The organism is uncultured Nostoc sp. (assembly GCF_964245575.1).
In the GTDB taxonomy this organism is placed as follows: domain Bacteria; phylum Cyanobacteriota; class Cyanobacteriia; order Cyanobacteriales; family Nostocaceae; genus Nostoc.
Genome location: NZ_CAXTNP010000026.1, coordinates 17,944 through 37,365 on the forward strand (window position 1 = coordinate 17,944; position 19,422 = coordinate 37,365).

19 protein-coding genes and 2 pseudogenes are annotated in these 19,422 nt (G+C 40.7%); 11 read left to right on the forward strand and 10 right to left on the reverse strand.

The window, feature by feature from the left end:
• Positions 1–324 precede the first annotated feature (324 nt).
• Together ACFFAP_RS06605 and ACFFAP_RS06610 are read left to right on the forward strand one after the other, a co-directional pair.
• Entirely contained in the window at positions 325–816 is a 492-nt protein-coding gene (locus tag ACFFAP_RS06605; protein WP_375510476.1) for a CHAT domain-containing protein, read from the forward strand.
• A 342-nt stretch (positions 817–1,158) separates the two neighbouring features.
• Positions 1,159–1,578: a Uma2 family endonuclease gene (locus tag ACFFAP_RS06610; RefSeq protein WP_375510477.1), complete on the forward strand. Its 420-nt coding sequence runs from the start codon at positions 1,159–1,161 to the stop codon at positions 1,576–1,578.
• Between the two features lie 565 nt (positions 1,579–2,143).
• Here ACFFAP_RS06610 and ACFFAP_RS06615 read toward each other — a convergent pair.
• The 7 genes from ACFFAP_RS06615 to ACFFAP_RS06645 all read right to left on the reverse strand — a co-directional run bounded on the left by ACFFAP_RS06615 (position 2,144) and on the right by ACFFAP_RS06645 (position 7,886).
• Positions 2,144–2,890 (reverse strand): creatininase family protein, encoded by a 747-nt coding sequence (locus ACFFAP_RS06615; protein ID WP_375510478.1) that lies wholly within the window; start codon positions 2,888–2,890, stop codon positions 2,144–2,146.
• A gap of 432 nt (positions 2,891–3,322) precedes the next feature.
• Complete coding sequence (locus tag ACFFAP_RS06620; RefSeq protein WP_375510479.1) at positions 3,323–3,595, reverse strand: cupin domain-containing protein; 273 nt, start codon at positions 3,593–3,595, stop codon at positions 3,323–3,325.
• 22 nt (positions 3,596–3,617) lie between these two features.
• Positions 3,618–3,977 carry a Mo-dependent nitrogenase C-terminal domain-containing protein gene (locus ACFFAP_RS06625; RefSeq protein ID WP_375510480.1) on the reverse strand — a complete coding sequence of 120 codons (360 nt, stop codon included), beginning with the start codon at positions 3,975–3,977 and terminating at the stop codon, positions 3,618–3,620.
• A 796-nt stretch (positions 3,978–4,773) separates the two neighbouring features.
• Positions 4,774–6,231 carry a YARHG domain-containing protein gene (locus ACFFAP_RS06630; RefSeq protein WP_375510481.1) on the reverse strand — a complete coding sequence of 486 codons (1,458 nt, stop codon included), beginning with the start codon at positions 6,229–6,231 and terminating at the stop codon, positions 4,774–4,776.
• Positions 6,232–6,279: 48 nt separating this feature from the next.
• Positions 6,280–6,828, reverse strand: coding sequence for a GIY-YIG nuclease family protein (locus ACFFAP_RS06635; protein WP_375510482.1), 549 nt, complete (start codon positions 6,826–6,828; stop codon positions 6,280–6,282).
• 72 nt (positions 6,829–6,900) lie between these two features.
• Positions 6,901–7,236 carry a hypothetical protein gene (locus ACFFAP_RS06640; RefSeq protein ID WP_375510483.1) on the reverse strand — a complete coding sequence of 112 codons (336 nt, stop codon included), beginning with the start codon at positions 7,234–7,236 and terminating at the stop codon, positions 6,901–6,903.
• A 455-nt stretch (positions 7,237–7,691) separates the two neighbouring features.
• Positions 7,692–7,886 (reverse strand): hypothetical protein, encoded by a 195-nt coding sequence (locus tag ACFFAP_RS06645; protein WP_375510484.1) that lies wholly within the window; start codon positions 7,884–7,886, stop codon positions 7,692–7,694.
• Between the two features lie 269 nt (positions 7,887–8,155).
• Between ACFFAP_RS06645 and ACFFAP_RS06650 the strand changes: the two genes are divergently transcribed.
• Positions 8,156–8,668 carry a GNAT family N-acetyltransferase gene (locus tag ACFFAP_RS06650; protein WP_375510485.1) on the forward strand — a complete coding sequence of 171 codons (513 nt, stop codon included), beginning with the start codon at positions 8,156–8,158 and terminating at the stop codon, positions 8,666–8,668.
• Between the two features lie 263 nt (positions 8,669–8,931).
• Here the strand turns inward: ACFFAP_RS06650 and ACFFAP_RS06655 are convergent, their stop codons facing one another.
• On the reverse strand, positions 8,932–9,549 hold the full coding sequence (locus tag ACFFAP_RS06655; RefSeq protein ID WP_375510486.1) for a class I SAM-dependent methyltransferase: 618 nt from the start codon (positions 9,547–9,549) through the stop codon (positions 8,932–8,934).
• 300 nt (positions 9,550–9,849) lie between these two features.
• Here ACFFAP_RS06655 and ACFFAP_RS06660 point away from each other — a divergent pair, with 300 nt between their 5' ends.
• The 5 genes from ACFFAP_RS06660 (at position 9,850) to arsS (ending at position 14,396) form a co-directional block, all read left to right on the forward strand.
• Positions 9,850–10,140 carry a Mo-dependent nitrogenase C-terminal domain-containing protein gene (locus ACFFAP_RS06660; protein ID WP_375510487.1) on the forward strand — a complete coding sequence of 97 codons (291 nt, stop codon included), beginning with the start codon at positions 9,850–9,852 and terminating at the stop codon, positions 10,138–10,140.
• Between the two features lie 191 nt (positions 10,141–10,331).
• On the forward strand, positions 10,332–11,006 hold the full coding sequence (locus ACFFAP_RS06665; protein ID WP_375510488.1) for a response regulator transcription factor: 675 nt from the start codon (positions 10,332–10,334) through the stop codon (positions 11,004–11,006).
• 249 nt (positions 11,007–11,255) lie between these two features.
• Positions 11,256–12,224 (forward strand): arsenosugar biosynthesis arsenite methyltransferase ArsM, encoded by a 969-nt coding sequence (arsM, locus tag ACFFAP_RS06670; protein WP_375510489.1) that lies wholly within the window; start codon positions 11,256–11,258, stop codon positions 12,222–12,224.
• 164 nt (positions 12,225–12,388) lie between these two features.
• Positions 12,389–13,348 (forward strand): anion permease, encoded by a 960-nt coding sequence (locus ACFFAP_RS06675; RefSeq protein ID WP_375510490.1) that lies wholly within the window; start codon positions 12,389–12,391, stop codon positions 13,346–13,348.
• Between the two features lie 43 nt (positions 13,349–13,391).
• A complete protein-coding gene (arsS, locus tag ACFFAP_RS06680; protein WP_375510491.1) occupies positions 13,392–14,396 on the forward strand; it encodes an arsenosugar biosynthesis radical SAM (seleno)protein ArsS in 1,005 nt (334 codons plus the stop codon).
• A 268-nt stretch (positions 14,397–14,664) separates the two neighbouring features.
• Here arsS and ACFFAP_RS06685 read toward each other — a convergent pair whose 3' ends face one another.
• Both ACFFAP_RS06685 and ACFFAP_RS06690 read right to left on the reverse strand, forming a co-directional pair.
• Positions 14,665–14,862 carry an NblA/ycf18 family protein gene (locus ACFFAP_RS06685; RefSeq protein ID WP_375510492.1) on the reverse strand — a complete coding sequence of 66 codons (198 nt, stop codon included), beginning with the start codon at positions 14,860–14,862 and terminating at the stop codon, positions 14,665–14,667.
• A 330-nt stretch (positions 14,863–15,192) separates the two neighbouring features.
• Positions 15,193–15,432: a hypothetical protein gene (locus ACFFAP_RS06690; RefSeq protein WP_375510493.1), complete on the reverse strand. Its 240-nt coding sequence runs from the start codon at positions 15,430–15,432 to the stop codon at positions 15,193–15,195.
• A 438-nt stretch (positions 15,433–15,870) separates the two neighbouring features.
• Here ACFFAP_RS06690 and ACFFAP_RS06695 point away from each other — a divergent pair, with 438 nt between their 5' ends.
• The 3 genes and pseudogenes from ACFFAP_RS06695 to ACFFAP_RS06705 all read left to right on the forward strand — a co-directional run.
• Positions 15,871–16,878: a zinc-dependent alcohol dehydrogenase family protein gene (locus tag ACFFAP_RS06695; protein WP_375510494.1), complete on the forward strand. Its 1,008-nt coding sequence runs from the start codon at positions 15,871–15,873 to the stop codon at positions 16,876–16,878.
• 443 nt (positions 16,879–17,321) lie between these two features.
• Positions 17,322–18,157, forward strand: a pseudogene (locus ACFFAP_RS06700) (pentapeptide repeat-containing protein); the annotation flags it as partial.
• A 667-nt stretch (positions 18,158–18,824) separates the two neighbouring features.
• Positions 18,825–19,422: pseudogene (locus ACFFAP_RS06705) on the forward strand (hypothetical protein); the annotation flags it as partial.

A 19,422-nucleotide genomic window follows, 5' to 3' on the forward strand; every position in this document is an offset into this window, starting at 1 on the left:
TCAACGTTTGAGCAAAAAGGTCGAAGTTCCGAGTTCAGAGGCTCAACGTTTGAGTCAAAAGGTGGAACTTGCGAGTTCAAAGGCTCAACGTTCGAGTAAAAAGGTGGAACTTGCGAGTTCAGAGGCTCAACGTTTGAGTAAAAAGGTGCAACTTCCGAGTTCAGAGGTTAAAAGTTAAGATTTTGAGAGCGATCGCAAAAATATTTATCTCGAATACTCCTCTCTTCAGGGCATCATTAAGGGTTAGTGAGGTTAACATAGTAAAAATGTTTTCAGCCTCTTGTTGGTGAAAATGCCAAGGCAAGATTACGCCTGGATAAGGAAGTGCGTGAAATTCATGAGGGATTACGTCGATCTCAGAAGGGTGAGCAATTTAGCCTAAAGCAAAGATGGGCTGTTCGGACTGATGATTTACGTCGAGCCTTATTAGATACTGAACCACAAATTGTCCACTTCTGTGGACATGGATCTGGCGATGAAGGACTAGTGATAGAAGATGAAACTGGAAAATCAAAGCTAGTGAGTACAACTGCTCTGGCAAATTTATTTGAACTGTGTACTGAACACGTCGAATGCGTTCTCCTCAATGCTTGCTATTCGGAAGTGCAAGCAGAGGCAATTGTTCAACATATTGACTATGTAATTGGGATGGGTGACGCAATTGGAGATACAGCCGCAATCAAGTTTGCTACGGGATTTTATGATGCTCTTGGAGCAGGAAGGTCTATAGAAACCGCCTATAAATTTGGTTGTAATGCAATTGAGTTAGAGAACATTCCAGAACATCTGACTCCAAAATTTAAGAAGAAACAATAGCTTGATATCTTTTCTGCTAACGGGCGATCGCCTTCCAATCCCCATCATCTAACCTCAAACCCTCAAGTTTCAAGCTCAGAACTCGAAAGTTGCACCTCAGAACCCGAAGTTTCGACCTCAAAACTTCAACATCCGAGCAAAAAGCCTGAAACTTCCCCTTCTGAACTCCAAGCTTCACTCTCATCACAGCAAGTTTGACCCTCTGAACACGAAACTTGGACTTCAGAAGCTCAAACATACCCTTCAGAACTTGAACATTTGGCTTCAAAGGTTAAGGAGTTGAGCTAGAAGTTTAGAATTTGAGTTACAAGAGATATAGCTTACTGGCATAAGGGTTAGGCAATGAGTGAAACTCAGACCCAGTTACCGACAGATATATGGATTTGTGCTTCTTGGCAAGAGTATGAGCAAGCGATCGCTAACTTGCTCAACCAGAAGGCAAAGAGTTACTACTATAAGGGGCACATGAGGCTGGAGATGGTACCAGTTAGTTTTGATCATGGTAAAGACCATGTTGTAATTATTTTTGCAGTGACTCTATTCGCGGCACTTAAAGGAATACTGGCGACAGGTTTAGACACAACGACTTTTTGTAAAACTGGAGTTCAGGACTGTCAGCCCGATGTAGCGTATTACTTCATAGAAAGCGCCCAAACTATCCCCGCAGGTACAGGAATTGTCAACCTTGATCGCTATCCTGTACCGAATTTAGTGATTGAGATTGCTAAAACATCTCTGTTGGATGACTTGGGTACAAAGTGATCGCTCTATGAAGAGTTAGGCGTTGCTGAATATTGGGTAGTAGATGTGCAAAATGCCGAAATCATCGCTTATGCGATCGCAGACCAAGGCAGTAAACGTATTCAATAATCACAAGTATTGCCTGGATTGGCGATGTCTACGACGGGCTACGCCTACACTATTTTAGAGGAAGCTTTACGCCGTAGCCGTGAAATGAATCAATCTGAAGTTGGAACTTGGTTATTGAACCAGTTTCAGCAAAAGGAGGCTTAAGCTTTGGCAGTTTGAAGTAATTAATGTACTTGAATCAAATTTAGAAATTTACTTTTCAGGAGTGCGTCATCAGTAACGGGTAACGGGCTGCATATCCCCATCATTAAAACTTAAATCCTCAAGTTTCGACCTTGGAACTTCAATATCCGAGCAAAAAGCCTGAAACTAAAGGAAATCCTTGAGCTAAAGTTGATAAATTAGATTCCGCAGACAGTGTTTGCGGCATTTCAGTATCTAAGTTAGATTTGCCAAGCACTGTCTGGGCAATTTAGTGCAATTTGACTCGCATCTCTACAGCGTCTTTCTATAACTTTTATTCAACGTTCACAAATTCCAAATACCCACTGCTAAGTTCTTTCACGGCCAAGTCATAAAATTGCTTACCATGTTCAGGCGTTGCTAAAGCCGGATTTGATCCCATACGTCCATCTGGATAACGCACTCGAAAGTCAGCTGCACTATAAATCCGATGTCCGCTTGCAACTTCTGGTGAAAGATATGCTTGCTTAATCGCATTTGGATAAACATACTGGGTAAGGGCTACTTCACTTGGCGTTGCATGAGAACCTTCTTGATCCCCATATAGTTCTTTCGCTAGCTTATATACAGAACCGCACATAAACCAGTTTGCCACTTGACATTGCACCTGTTGAGCATTGGGAATCTGCAAATCTTCTAAATGCGCGTAAGTTTCTGAAAAAGCGGCTTTCAGGGTGGCGATATTACCGCCATGTCCGTTAATAAAGTAGAACTTGTTAAAACCAGCTTTGGCTAAACAAGTTACATAATCTCGCACTACTTGAATTAAAGTGCTGGGACGCAGACTGATTGAGCCAGGAAAGGAAGTATGATGCAGTGCCATCCCCACATTGATTGTAGGGCCAACGATCGCGCCAGTTGCATCACCTACACCAGATGCGATCGCTTCTGCACAAATGGCATCAGTGCCAATTAACCCCGTTGGCCCATGTTGTTCTGTGGAACCAATAGGGAAAATAATCCCCTTTGACTGCTGTAAATAAGCTTCGACTTCTTGCCAAGTACTTAAATGTAGTAACATTTTTAATGGATTTCCTCAATAAAATTGCGGTGGGACGAAATCTTTCTCTGTGAAACTCCCACTAACATGATTATGAACTCTCTGGATTTTCTGTGGTGGCGATCGCTATGATAAATTTCAATAATAAGATCCCCGACTTCTCAAACTAGTCGAGGATCTATGGCTTTCACATTTTTAGTTATCAGCCACCAATCTGGCAAGAATTTTCTGCAAAATTTGGAGGAAATGAAACTATTTATTTCTAGGAATATTGTTTAGGGGATGCAGTTGCAAGGAGTTTCGACAGATATTGATATAAACAATTTACCGATTCTGCCACTTTATCCTACAACAATCGCTGCGAACCTCCGCATCATACAAATCTAAATTTTGTTATGAGATGTTTTCTTCAGGATCATCAAGTAGATAATGGGGATCAATCTTTACTATTGACTAATCAAAGTAATAATGTTTTTTCACATCCCTTGTAATTTCCCATGTGCAAGACATGCCAGCAGGAAAAGTCACTAAATCACTTTTACCCATTTGCACCGGCTGTTCACCATCAGCAGTAACAACAACATCACCTTCCAAAAAGTAGCAAGTTTCTTGAGAATCATAAGTCCAAGGAAATTTGGAAACTTCCTTTTTCCAAATTTCCCATTTAGAGACACCCAACTCATTGAGGCGTTCTGGCTTGGGTTGATGCTCAATTTTAATTTCCATATTGTATTATCTCTAGTTATCTTCAGCAGTAGGATTGAATATCCTCTCCACACTGATCTACTAAATAACACAAAGCGCGAAAACGCAAGTAGACAAGTTCGTTATAAAGTGGATTAAGTTTGCACATTGGCGGAATATGCCCTATTTTGCGACCAAAAAGCATGAGATCACGCTCGAATGGACACTGGGCGGGAATCAGTTTAGCAATAAGTTTGGCTAATTTCCGATTCTGAATCTCAAATTTGTCCAGCGATTGACGTAATGGTTGCAGTAAATCTAATTTAGGTCTAGCAAATCGCTTTTTACTACCTGCTTGATTCTTTTCTTCTAAAGGGCTAACAAAAGCAGACATAAAAATACGCTGATTAATTGTTTTAAGCATAGTCGTAGGCAAGGTTTTCCTTGTGTAGATGAACTATTTGCCGATTGGGAATATTAACATGTAATCTGTTTAACCGATTTGCATTATGCTTGGAAATTAGGAAGGAAAAGAAGCACAAAGCAAATAATTTACATGCATCTTTGGGGGGAATTTATTTAACTAATTGTTATTTAAGCCCACCAAATCAGGAAGAACTGTCCCGTTAAATACAAAATAACAAAGAAAATATAAAAATGGCATTTCTTTAACTTATCGATTACTAATCTTTGAGATAGCAATTTTATATATTAAATATAAATGCCTGGTTCTCAAACTGCCTAGTATCTAGAGATGGACTTTTGCAAACAGAAAACAGTTTAGCTCTGACTCCATATAGACTTCGCTAGCATTAACCTCTAATATCTAGCGATTTTAGGCTATTAAATATCTAGTAATCTGTCTACTATGTTACACTAGCTAGCCTAGATATTATCTAATAAGTAGCAAGAAATCCTTTGATAAGTCTAAGCTAATATACTTAGAAGTTATACCATTTACAACAATATTTGGCAATAAATGCATCGCGTGTAAAGACGTACAGCAGTATGCCCTACCAATATAGCGCTTCTCACTTAGGCGCAATACAGTCTAAACCTCACCCCGTATTTGAGGCGTGCAAATACTCCCCTCTCCTTACTAAGGAGAGGGGTTGGGGGTGAGGTTTAAAAAAGTAGTTTATGCAAAGGAGAACCGTTATATATATCAGATATTTTGTGAAATCGTTTAATTACAAAAAAATGGTATAATCACAAAAATCTTATTTCTTAAAATATCTCAAGCCGTAACGATCTTGATATTTGCTGATATACTCTACATTCTGTTGCTCTAATTTTGACAGCAATTTAGGTGGAAATGCTTTCGGTGAATATATAGGGCGATACCAAGGTTGCTTATTAAAGTAATCTTGTAATTCAGGAGTATCAAAACGGCGACCGTGAGCGGCAAAAATCGAATTTCGCATAATATCTAGTTCAAAACCGTCTTTCCCATCCAAATCTGTATCAGTTATAAGTCTTCGGGAAAGCCAGAAATAAGTGCTGACAGCCGTGGTAGCATCTGGCGATATTGTATTTACCGAAGATGTAGATTGAGTTGGAAATGGGGTGGTTGGTATAAATTTAGGAGTTTCTATCACCGGGCTTGTGACAGTTGACGGCGTTTGTGAAGGTAACACCGTTTTGTCTGCTGTAGATTGAGAAGATTTTGGTAAGATTTGGCTAATAATCACAGATGCACCGATTAGCCCACCTGCAACCAAACTGCCGATGAGGATATTATTCTGACTATTAGTTTGAGGGGTAGGCTGTGGTTTGACAGGCACTGTTTGAGGTGGCGGTGCAGAGACTACAGTCGGTTGAGTCAAGAGGGGTTGCGTCGGTGGAATTGGATTTGCTATGCTCTGCAAAGTATCCAGCATTGCTCTGGCTGTGGGGTAGCGATCGCGCGGATGATAAGCGATCGCTCGATCAATTACTCCTGCTATGATTGGGCTAACATGACTCGCGTACTGTCGCCAAACAATTTCACCCGTCTGGGAATCCGTCTCTAGTTGTTGCGGCTGTTTACCAGTCAGCAAATAAATTACCGTCATTCCTAAACTGTACAAATCACTGGAATAAACTGGTCTACCTGCGGCTTGTTCACTCGGCATATAGCCAGGTGTACCAATCACAATCGAACTGGTAGGATTGCCTTGAGAATTCACCACTGTTCCCATTGATTCCCGTATAGCGCCAAAATCAATTAGCACTGGTTTACCGTCCCGATGACGCACAATGATGTTATCCGGTTTAATATCGCGGTGAACGATATGCTTAGAGTGAACGTAATCCAGGACAGGTAATAAATTCATGAATAATTCCTGGACAGCGCCTTCACTAAATAGCCCCTGCGTTTGAACTTTTCCAGTTAGGGTATCGCCTTCAATCCACTCCTGAACTAAGTAAAATTGTCCGCCTGAAGAGAAATAGGCATACAATGCTGGAATTTGGTCATTTGCGCCACCAAGTTCTTCTAGAATAGCTGCTTCGCGTTGAAACCTCTCTTGCACTAACTGGTAAATTTGGGGATTGTTGTGAATTGGTCTTAACTGTTTAACCACACAACGGCGCTTTGAGGGCATATAGGTATCTTCTGCTAGATAGGTTTCACCAAACCCACCAGCGCCTAGTGTGCGGATAACTTGATAGCGATCATTCAGTAGCTGTATTGTCATGGGAGATTACAAGCAATATTCTTAAGATAGTTTTCCCCAAAACCACCTTCATTTCAAATCTAGTAATCCCTCTTCTTTCAATTTAGGATTGAAGCGAATTTGCATTTGCAAACCACGCACTTCTAGCAATTGCGTTGAAATTTCTGCTTCTACTCTCCGTGCCACATTTTTAATAATTTTTATTTGTGCTAATTCATCATTAGCTGGATTTTGATAATTTGCCTGTTCTTCAGGTGTCATTACGACTTTGACATCAATGGGATGAGTCCATTTTTCCTTTTGATCCCCATTTCCCCAGGGGACACTGCCATTTTCTGCAATCCAAGCATTTTCAGTATTTTCTAAAATTGTGCGACTAGGGCGTTCAATAGTTTGAATTTTGACCCAATAGCATTGCTGTGGCTGACGGACTAAATGCTGCTTGAGGCTGAGATAAACATCACGAGAGTATCCTACAAATTGCAGTACTTTTTCTTGATCAAAAATAGCATATACCCCAATTTTACCCTGAAATTGTTCGGGTAATTGACCGCGATCATCAATGTAAGGAATGTATTCCAGGGATGCCAAAGAGGAAAGATTCGTTTCAAGAGCCATACATCAAATATCAAACTTACTATTTGCTTTCAGAATTGAGAATTGCTAATTATGGAACAAATATGTTTAAAATTATGCCTTCTCCTTATCCACTTTTTGGTAAATTGCACAAAGGCGACTGGGTTTAAAAATCTTAGCACTAAACATAAAATTTGGTGGAACGTTGATGATGGCATATTCATCAGATTCATGATACTTTTCAAATTCTGCTGGCATTCCTTTAGTGGTAGTTAAGCTGTAAGGAACTGGTTGGAAAAGTAATTCTGTAAACTTAACTTGCTCACATTGCAACTGTTGACAAATTTGGTTTAAGAAAGCAACGCTTGTCAATAAATTGAATAAAGTTTCTTGAGCTTGTGCTTCAAGAGTGAAACTGCTATCAAAGTTCTGGACGATTTTAAGGGGCATTTTCTGTATAGGTAGCTATTAACGACTAAGTAATGAGAGAGGATAAGCAACAATCCAAAAGTACTGGACAACGAAGCCTGCCTTTTTGTGCAGATGAGCTTTGTGAAAAATTATTACTTTAAGATCAGCCTATTGGATTGTGTGACTTCTGTCAGCTACAAGAGTAAGCTGCCATGATTAAGAATCGTGAAGTTTAGCAGATTTTTAAGGATAGATGATTTTTCCTTAACGTTGTGCTGACAAACTTCAGATATTGTACTAAAGCGATCGCCTATGGTGGGCTGCGCCTACGCACTTATCACACCAGTTTCCACCCTCCCTAAAAACGATTCTCACACAACAAAAATGAGTGGATAATCGTGATATAAACCACAACTATCCACTCAAAGTTTAGTAAATCGGGGTTACTAAAAAAACCCAAGTAGATTATTGAAACTTGGCAAACTTCAAATCAATTAACGTGACTCAGTTCCCTGATTGGGGCTACCTGCTACAGAATCATTTTCTGGTGCTTCTGGTGTAGCAGTGGGTTTAGCATCGCTCTTTTCAGCATCACCAGTTTTGCGGGTACTTTCGTCAAGGGTGGTTTGGTAATCACCAGAAGAACTGGGCGTAGTTTCTTGACTACCAGATTTTTGTTGTTCAGACATTATTACATTCCTAATAATTTTATTGTTGGTATTATCTTAAAAAGATAAGGAGTATAAGTGCATCTATCCAGATATAGTTATGGCTGATTACTACCTCTATCGAAAGTATTGTTTATTACTACTCATGTATACTGAGAAAAATCCATAAATCTAGAGTTTTTTAACATTACAACGCTTTCTATGGTTAAGGGGGGTTTATTTCCGCGCCCCCTGTACTATGTGAATAATATGATGTGATGATTGTGATACAAACTATCAAAGTGTGATTAATGAATCAGAGCAATCTATCGTTACCATCTAGGTGTATGCTTCGCAAGGCAACTTCTGGGGATCAGTGGTCGATTCGATTGCTGGTATTTTCAGCGAAACTCGACCCAACCCAATTAAATTGGCAGCAATTTTGGGTAATTGAATGCGATGCCGAAGGCGGGCAAAGCCTACGCAATCTGGTAGCTTGTGGACAGCTACGTAATTTCTCAGGGGCACAAGAACTTGGTAGTTTGGTCGTTGCATCAGCTTGGAGAGGTCGCGGTTTAGGTACTTTGCTAATGCAGCGTTTGATTAATACAGCAACGCAACCACTTTATCTTGAATGTTTAGGTGAACGATTGGCGCAGTTTTACAGTCGCTTTGACTTTGTGCCAATATCTTTTGAAGACTTGCCACAATTTCCCAGAACAAGAGGCAAGTCTTCCCTCAAGGGGAAATTCCGATTCTCGCAATTAGCTAAAAGGCTGTTTAGAGTTCCTGTGGTGTTTATGGAACATCGAGGTAATTTGTAATTCGTAATTCGTAATTAATAAAACTTACGCAAGAGTTACGGAATAACGAACCACAGAGGTGCAGAGAAGCCAGTGCGCCCTTGCGGTTCTCCGACTTGTTCGCTTTTAGCGTTAAGGCAGGGTAGCAACTGGCGCGACACGGAGAAATAAGAGTTTGAGAGATATTTTGCGTAAGTCCTAATTAAGATACCCAGAAAAAGGCTTGATACAACCTGTTTTCAACCCTTTACTTTCGTCTATTCCCCACTCCCCACTCCCCATTTTCAAATCTGAGGTTTAGCAAAAATCGTTAGCAAGACTGGCCCTAGTAAATAGTGGTGATTCAAACACAATAACCCAGCAGAGAAGCCAAGAAGTTGACGTTGATTAGGGCTGTAGAGTCTAATTCCAAAGGGAGAAACTGGCAAAAATTGAGGTTCTGTCTCTTTTTGGGAGGTAATATCAACCAAGTAGAAGCGCCCACCGGGGGAAAGTACCCGTGCTATCTCACTCACTACCTGTTTAGGTTCCAAATAGTGCAAAAAGCTGATAGTGCTGAAAACAGCATCAAATTGACCATCAGCAAAGGGAAGAGACTCAGCTTTGCCCTCGATATAAATTAAGCGCGGACGGTGGCGGTTACTCTGTCTTGCTACCCGCAACATATTAGCAGATAAATCCAATCCGATCGCTTGCAGGTCGGGAAACTGAGTAGCAAGGCGCTCAAGTAAGCGTCCAGTACCACAGCCGATATCAAGTACATTTGCTGACTCTGGTAAATCGACGTACTCCAGCAACCGTTTGTGAACGGCTCGATAAAACACTGAAGGAAATAGCCAGTCGTAACTTAGTGCCCATCGGTCAAAAAGGAACTTTTTGTTACTAAAAAAGTCATTAGTCATTAGTTTTCGCAGTTCACCTGAAGCTGAATGCTTTTTTAGGGTAAGTAGCTGCGCCTCCAAAAAGTTGGTTAACTATAGTTTTGCAGTCCAGCAATATTTAGTATGCTCACCTTGGCAAATCATCCGGAATTTTGGCAATTGAATCTGTAGTTAACAGTATGCCTAGAGACTCATTTTATCTCTGTAGAGAACCAGAGAACGAGCAATCAGTGCATAAAACTATAGAACCTAACCGTATATATTTATAGAGGTTCAAATACAACCAACTCATCTAACTTGAAATTATAAAGGTGAAAAATTATGACAAGTTTTATTCAAACCCGGTTACACAACGATGTACTGCATCTAGTCCGCAAGTGGTTGGAAAGGATAGAAATTCATAACTCCAAATTGGCTCATTTCCTCTGCAAGGCTATTCCTGCTCAGTGTCCCTTTGAGCGAGACATCACGCTCTTTAGCCGGAAGCTATTTCACATTCCTCCGATGTGTAAATTAAATCCCCTATACGAGGAAGTGGTTGGTTTGCGTTTTAAAGCGCTCTGTTATCTTGCCGATGAATGCGGTGAAGATGTCACAGCCTATTGCTCATAGCCAGTTGGATCGTTATTTGATCGAGCAGCGATCAGTAATTGTAGATTTACGGTTGTTACTTACTCAGGTTTATACTAAGCTAACGTACACTTAATTAGATGTTTGGCTATTTAAGTAGCTGGCAGCTCGAAGACAGTGTTTCCAGACCGTATTTTTGCTTACCATACCCTGCTGAAATCATTAACATCATCATGACGCACATCTTACTGGTTGAAGATGAAGTCAAACTGGCACGATTTGTCGAATTGGAATTGAATTATGAAGGCTATCAAGTCAGTATTGCCTACGATGGATTAACTGCACTTACCGCAGCGCGTAAGTTACATCTGGATTTAGTAATTTTAGACTGGATGTTGCCTGGTTTATCGGGGTTGGAAATTTGCCGCCGCCTGCGAAGCATTGCTGAGAAAGTGCCGATAATCTTATTGACCGTCAAAGATGAAGTGAGCGATCGCATTGTAGGCTTAGATGCTGATGCTGATGATTACCTCGTTAAACCCTTCAGCGTTGATGAATTATTAGCCAGAGTCGGCGCTCACTTGCGAAGAAGCCAGCAAGTAGAGGGCGCAGATGTTTTAAAATTTAAAGACCTAACTTTAAATCGTCGCACGCGCCAAGTGTACCGAGATCAACGGTTAATTGAGTTAACTGCTAAGGAATTTGATTTACTAGAATATTTACTGGCCCATCCGCGACAGGTAATTACCTGCGATCGCATTTTACAAGAAGTCTGGGGTTACGACTTTATCGGCGATGCCAACATCATCGAACTTCAGATGCGCTACCTACGTCTGAAACTTGAAGCCAATAATGAAAAGTGCCTCATTCAAACTGTGAGTGGTGTTGGCTACACATTGCATGATTGAATTTGGGAATTGGGCATGGGAAAAAGGACTTAGGGACAAGGAATAATTGGGGACAAGGGGAAAGACTTATTGCAAGTTCTCACCTCTTATCACCTTGTCCCCTTCCAGTGTTAAACAAAGGTAAAACCCCAAAACTTTTTATCATAGGAAGATTTGGGGTTTTTGGCAATCAGAGCAAGAACTCATCCAACTGCGGGTTAATTATATTAGGATGCACAAAGCTGTCATTATCTAAAAATCTAAAACTGCATGACTTATCTAGAAACAGCAGCGCAATTCTACCGCGAAGTTGCTGAAACCCCGCAAGTTGGACTTTGTTGTGTGCAAAGTACACCCCTGCAACTACCAGGGTTGAAAATTCCTTTGCCAATGCAGGAAATGAACTATGGTTGTGGCACTACTGTTCACCCCACTGAACTAGGAAAACAACCTACCGTACTGTATGTCGGTGTTGGCGGCGGCTTAGAAGCGTTGCAATTCGCTTACTTTTCCCGCCATGCAGGTGCTGTAATTGCCGTTGAACCGGTTGGGGCCATGCGGGAAGCAGCTGCACGCAATCTGGAAATTGCTGCTCAAGAAAACCCGTGGTTTGACACCAGTTTTGTAGAAATCCGCGAAGGTGATGCTTTTAACTTACCCGTTGCTGATCTTCGCGTCGATATCGTGGCGCAAAATTGCCTTTTCAACATCTTTGAACCAGAAGATTTAACCCGTGCTTTAAAAGAAGCCTATCGAGTATTAAAACCAGGCGGACGTTTGCAGATGAGCGATCCAATTGCCACCAGTCAAATTCCAGCACATCTTCAACAAGATGAACGACTGAGAGCCATGTGTTTATCAGGCGCACTCACATATCAAGAGTATACTGAACGGATTACAAATGCTGGTTTTGGTCAAGTTGAAATTCGCGCCCGTCGTCCTTACCGTCTATTAGATTCCCAGAGTTATAATTTAGAAGAACATCTACTTCTAGAAAGTCTGGATTCCGTTGCCTTTAAAGTTGCTATTCCAGAAGATGGTGCTTGTATCTTTACAGGAAAAACAGCAGTTTATGCTGGCTTGGAACCCTTTTTCGACGACTCAGCAGGTCATCTACTCCAGCGAGGGATTCCCGCAGCCGTGTGTGATAAAACTGCTGCTAAACTTGCGGCTATCAACCCAGCAGAAATAATTGTCACCAATTCAACCTGGCACTATAGCGGTGGTGGTTGCTGTTAATTTATTAAAAAAAATTCAGGTTTCAGGAGCAAAGCCAAAGACGCTCCGCCTCAGGTCAGAATTCAGAATAATCCTGTACGACTGGGGAATGAATGCACAATTGGAATATTTCACTAATTGCATTCTTAATTCTGGATTCTGTCTTTTTCTTTATAAACCCCAAAATGTTGTTAATTAGTCTATTTATCGCTACGCTTTTTTTAGCATATTCTAATGGTGCAAATGACAACTTTAAAGGGGTAGCAACGTTGTTTGGCAGCCGAACTAGCAGCTATCAAACAGCAATTTTGTGGGCAACTTTTACAACTTTAGCTGGTGCGGTTGCTGCAACTTTCTTGGCAAGCACACTAATTACAAACTTCTCTGGGAAAGAACTAGTGCCTGATGCGATCGCTAATTCACCAGAGTTTCATCTGGCAGTTGCGATCGCTGCTGGTTTAACTGTACTGATAGCTACCCTCATGGGGTTTCCCATTTCCACAACTCACAGTTTAACAGGTGCGCTAGTTGGCGCTGGATTAGTTGCGATCGGACTCCAAGTTAATTTTGCAGCTTTGGGAACTTCCTTTATTTTGCCTTTATTACTCAGTCCTATCATTGCTATTCCTTTAGGAGCAGGAATTTACAGCTTATCTGGCTATATCATTTCAAAATGGAACCTACCAGTCAATCAAAAAATGATTGATACTTGCCATTTTCTCAGCGCTGGAATTGTCAGTTTTGCTAGAGGATTAAATGATACTCCCAAGATTTTCTCACTCATTCTAGTTATTGAGTATTTTTCGATTCAGGGGGGAATGATCACGATTGCGATCGCAATGGCACTTGGCGGTTTACTCAACTCCCAAAAAGTTGCAGTAACTATGAGTGAAAAGATTACCTCATTGAATCATACTCAAGGCTTATCAGCAAATATAATAACTGGAATTCTAGTCATTGCAGCTAGTCGGTTTGGGCTTCCGGTTTCTACGACACATGTTTCAGTTGGTTCTATTTTGGGAGTAGGTCTGACTGGTAAAAAAGCCAATATGCGTGTTTTTTATCAGATAGTATTATCGTGGATTTTAACTTTACCAACTGCTGGAATTATTAGTGGAATAACCTACAGATTATTGCAATATTAGAACAATTGAATATATTTCTGCCATATTTAAGGAGTAGTAACTAATGCAAACGAAATCACAAGTTACACTATCAACAGTCACACCATTTAAAAACAAACTCAATTCTCCTTTGACAAAAAAGGAGATCACTGTTTTACAAATTAATCTAGGTAAGCGTTGTAACCTTGCCTGTACACACTGTCATGTTGAAGCTGGGCCAAAACGTACAGAAGAACTTTCTCCTGAAGTTTGTGAACAATTGATTTCGCTAATTCATAAATTTCCCGAAATTAAAATTGTGGATTTGACTGGTGGCGCACCAGAAATGAATTATGGATTTAAGCCATTGGTAGAAGCAGCAAGAGCAACTGGTAAGCAGGTAATTGTCCGGTCTAATTTGACCATTTATTTTGAAGATGGATTTGCTGATTTACCAGAATATTTTGCTCAACACCAAATAAGAGTTGTGGCTTCCCTACCCTGCTACCTAGTAGATAATGTTGATAAAATGCGTGGTGCTGGTGTTTTTGATAGTTCAGTCAAAGCTTTGCAGTGGCTTAACCAACTTGGCTATGGGAAAGAGCCAAATTTAATTTTGGACTTAGTATTTAATCCCCAGTTGCCCACGAATGAAAAATTTTCCTTAGCTCCCGAACAGACCAACCTAGAAGGAGATTACAAAATGTTCTTCCAAGAACATTTTAATATTGTGTTTAGCAACCTCTTCACCATTACCAACCTACCAGTTGGTAGAACGAAAATGCATTTAGAACGAAGAAAACTGTACGCCAGGTATTTACAGTTTTTAGAGTCGCATTTTAATTCTGGCACAGTTGAACATTTGATGTGCCGCGATCAACTTTCAATAGACTATTTAGGCAATGTATATGATTGTGACTTTAATCAAATGATGAATTTACCTGCGAAAAATCGCAATGGTGAAACCTTGACAGTTAGTAAACTTTTAGAAGCTCGCAGTTTAGACCTAATTAGTGAGATACAAACTGCTGCTTATTGCTATGGTTGTACTGCTGGATCTGGTTCTAGTTGTGGTGGTGCTTTGCTCTAAGGTGAACCAAAGCATAAAATTGGAAGGAGTCAATATCGTTTGAGTTAGCAGCCTGTATTCTCATCACACCTATACACTTGAGAGTGTCATCGCCATAAAAGTCTGTTACCAAAATTGTTACGAGTGCGTTGTTGTTGGGCAGTTACTTTATCATGATATTTAGTTAAGCTCCTTACACCACACAGAAAACCGGGAAAAATAATGTTTCCCGGTTTTTTTTCTTTGTTGCTAACCACAAATCAATAACGCGTGCAATCACTTTACTACTTTACCCAGAGACTGCGCCTAAATCCAGTCTCCACTCTTGTTTTAGCAATTCCTGGAAAGTTTTTTCCCTAATCATCATCTGCTCATACAGTACAAGTAAAAATTCTTGAGCTTGTTCATGGGACATGTGTTGTACTTTGTCAGCAAAGCAACGGATATTAAATTCTTGCTCTAATGATAATTTCATGGGCTGATTCATTCTTGGATTTTGTATTAATTGAGGGCGAAAACTAGGAGCTAGATCCTAGCTAGATGTTTTGGAGTATCATAGACTCCTTGAAAAAAAAATGAAATTAAGTTAGGTTGATCAGGATTCTAAGGATCTACTATCAGTTCTTTTAGATGCCGACTTGAAAAGTTAGGTTATGTATGAACGAAAAATTAGGCACTTTCGAGCGTGCTTGCGATCGCTCAAAGCTAGATATTGCCGATTAATTTTCCAAGTCGTGTTTGATATGTTGAAATTCTTAGAATCCAGATTAAGCCTCTCTTATCACCGTTTGCGGCTTTTAGTTAGTAGCCAACTTGTTTACACAAAGCTATTAAAGTAGGTTGTCCAAAGAGTTCCAGTTACTCCAAGAGCAATTAAGAGGTATGTAAAAAATCTGCCTAATTCAGGTTGTTGTCCTAGCACCTTGTCCTCTTTACCACCAGTGAAAAATAATGACCAAGCTTGATTGGCATTAATTTTCTCAAAGTTGTTAAAACTAGGTCTAAAAACGACTGTTCCAAGCAAATTTTGGTTGGGATAATCAAAATCGGTTTTCATGATGTTCTCTCTATTGTTTTATTGATTTGACAAGGGAATTCTTGTCATGTGTTAACTAAATTACTTGGCAGAATTTAAGCGAGCCTTGTGCATTCTGCCATCAGGCATTTTTGCCCCTCTTAGATTCGTCCTGAGGCTGATTCGTTTCAAATCTGCCTGAGCATATCGGTTTAAAACTTGATTGGCATCCATATTGGCTGCCTCGCAACGAGTAGCGTTGTCGCTGTATATCTTTTATTATAGCTATGTTTCGGAATATTTAGTTTTATTTCAGATTATAGATAAATAGTTGACTTTTTCCATATCTACCTTTATGAAGGTATACATCTTGCACTTTGTTGCCAGACATCGCAGTTTTCCCTCAAACATAGCTCTGTGTCCACCCTCTTAGGCTAAAGTTGCATAAGAACGTGCATCTAAAGCCAGGAGGAAAGAGTTGTGAAAGCAGTCTTGATGACAGCAGCTGGCAATCCCGAAGTTCTGCAAGTACAGGAAGTGCCAAACCCTGCTGTTTCTGTAGGGAATACTGAACTTTTAGTGCGTTTGGTAGCGGCTGGCATTAACCCCATTGACACTAAACTTCGTAGTCGAGGCACTTTCTACCCCGATCGCACGCCGACAATTTTAGGATGTGATGGTGCTGGTGTAGTCGAAGCGGTGGGTGCTAGTGTTCAACGTTTTCGCTCAGGCGATGAGGTATATTTTTGCTATGGTGGCTTGGGCGCACACCAAGGCAATTATGCTGAATATACCCTTGTGAATGAGCGGTTTGTGGCACGAAAACCCGCCTCTATCTCTTTTGCCGAAGCAGCAGCAGCGCCTTTGGTGTTAATTACCGCCTGGGAAGCTTTATATGAAAGGGGACGATTGGAGCCTGGGGAACGGGTTTTGATTCATGCGGGTGCTGGTGGTGTCGGTCATGTAGCAATTCAATTGGCGAAACTCAAAGGTGCTACTGTTTCCACCACAGTCAGTTCTGAGGAAAAGGCTAATTTCGTCAGAGAACTTGGTGCAGACCATGTAATTTTTTACAAACAAACAGACTTTGTGCAAGCGGTATTAGATTGGACTGGTGGCGAAGGCGTAGACTTGGCTTTTGATACTGTAGGCGGTGAAACCTTTCACAAAACCTTCCCCGCAGTGCGGGTGTATGGCGATATTGTGACAATTCTCGAACCAGATGCCAATACTGTTTGGAAAACTGCTAGAACTCGTAATCTCCGCATTGGTTTAGAATTCATGTTGGCACCAGCGTTGCTAGGATTGGAAGAGAGTCTCCAGCATCATGCAGAAATTCTCGAACAATCTGCCACCTGGATCGATGAAGGCAAATTAAAAATCCATGTTAGTCATAAGTTTCCTTTGAAAGAAGCGGCTAAGGCGCACCAACTGATTGAAAGCGGTACTGTGACAGGTAAAATTGTTCTGCTGATTAGCGACGAATGATCGAACAATTTGCATAATTTATTTTTTAAACGCATAAATACACAGAACTTAAACGCAAAGGTACGCAGAGGGGTTTTTCTGCACTCCTCTGCGTTTTCCTTCTCTGCGAGATGCTTTGCGAATGCGTTACTTTGCGTTTTTTAATTCTTCTACTCTTCCCCCTACCTAGTTCAACAGCACAGACGCAACCAGGACGCACACCCTTAACTCTAGAATTATTACAAGAACATCTACGCGCATCCACACTTCGTGAAGGCAATTTGACAGTGGATTTGTAGAAGATGGTGATTGATTTACGCCCAGAAAATACTAGCTTTCGTGATGCTTTTTACCAACTCATGCGAAAAGGACTAGGTGCAAAATCTCTGGGTTTAGACCTCAGCTATACCCTGATTTTAGGAGATTTTGTGGGCAGCGATTTGGGTTTAAGAACACCATTGTATGCCCAAGCGATCGCCCAGCGTCGTCTGATAAAATCGTTTCGCAATAGCAGTGAGTTACTCACCTTAGCAGACATCGATTTAGAAAAATACACACAACTGAGTAAGCGCTTAATTGTTAGTGAACCCCTTTCTATCATTGGGTGGTTATTGCAAGCTTGGAGTTGGTTGGGGTTGAGTGTACTGCTGTTGTTGAGTGGCTATGTTACAAATTTTTGGGTAGTGTTAGGTGTGGGAGGAGTTGCGATCGCTTATTTCGGCTTACTATTTTGGCTAGTGGATCGCTATCGTCGGCTGCATCCTGTACCAATTATTCCCACATTCTACGAACCATTTCGATATTAGTCAATTTTGGCGTTTTAGAATCCTTAAGCTTACTAACCATTTTTCGCAATGCTCAACAACCTTGGCTGACATTGGGGTGTCTTTTAATAATTATTGTCCCCGTCCCGGTAGGTTTATTGAGCCGACTTTACCAACAAGGTCGTTATCACGATTTAATGGACGTTTCTTACTTCACAGAAGACGGCACTTTTCGCCAGTTACGATTGTTGATTGGACGTTTGCCAGTCATACCAAGGAATCAGACATTTCGGGAACGATATATGCCTCTGTTGTGCGATCGGCATTGGAACTGGCTCAACTACTATGATTTTAGCCTCAACAACCTAGTTAAATTAAGATTTAACGACATTCGCCTGCGAGACGAACACTTCCCAGGTATCATCTCTGCACTTGCTTGGTATCAATGGAGTTTGGGTTCAATTTACATCACCCTAGTTTTGTGGACACTTTCGCCTACAATTCCGGGATTTAATTTGCTGATTTATCTAAAGTAATCCCTGTACCTGAACCTTTTTTTTGCTGCACTTCGTAGTCGTGCTAATATGATGCAAGGTAACTAGGTCGGCGTAAATAATTATCGTTGAAATAAGGCAGTGAGCAGGGGCAGAGGGCAAGGAGAAAAGGCGTTTAAACCTTGTTTGCTTTTATTCACATAGTTTGCTTTTATTGTGCCGACTTAATTATTGTAAGCTTATAAGTAACCGTGCTATTCGTTATTATCAGTCTTGCGCTATCACGTCGGATAAAAGTGATATGGCCCCGGCTAAATGCAGATAAATTAAATATCTAAAAATTTGGTAAATTTATAAAAAGATTATTCATTGCAATATAATATTTAATCCACATTCAATTTTATTATCCAAAAACTTTAGTTATTGTTTTTAAATCATTTTCTAAAAATATCTACAAATTTGATAAACATATCAAAACATTTTTCATTGTCCTTCAAAATCAAATCATATATATTGTAAATTGTAAGTAGTTTTGGTTAAAATTTGATTGTCTCCAATTAACAAAGATAACCAAATAATCTAATAGCTACTAACTAGTTTTGCTAACAAAAAGATAACAATAAAGTAGACAAAAAATAAGTCTGTTTTGTCTACTTTATGTTGCGATGCTAGCAAGATTTTTATCCAAACAATAGAAGGATTAATCCTAATGGCAGAAGATTTGAGTAATAGTGGTAGCGGTAACTCCTCTACTAGTGGGAACAATCCGCTTGGACAATCACCATTCAGTCCCTTGACAGCAGTTCTCAGTGATGAAGACCTCGCCAATCTATTCAGTGGTGTTGGTAATGGAGAAGGTGGCGGTAGCCCATTTGGTGGTGGTGGCGGTGGCGGTGGCAGTCAGCCTGATTTAGCCTATGGTGGTAATCCTTTCGCTGGCGACAACTTCTGGAATATCTTTGCAGGTGGTGTAAACCCATCCAAAGTTGCTGGTAGCCCATCCACAGGTGGTAGTAGCCCATCTACAGGTGCTGGCAACCCATTCGCAGGTGGTAGTAGCCCATCCACAGGTGCTGGCAACCCATCCACAGCCGACGGAAACCAAGGTAGTGGTAGCGACCCTTTGACTGGTAGTAGCAGCCAGACCTATGGTATTAGCACAACTGAAATACCGGACGGGTTAACTTTCAGGGCTACTATTGACAAGCTAGTTTACTCAAAGCTTGACAAGGAATTGGGTGGTGGACAAACTTCGCCATTTCCTACTGGTGGACAAACCTCGCCATTTCCTATAGGTGGACAAAACC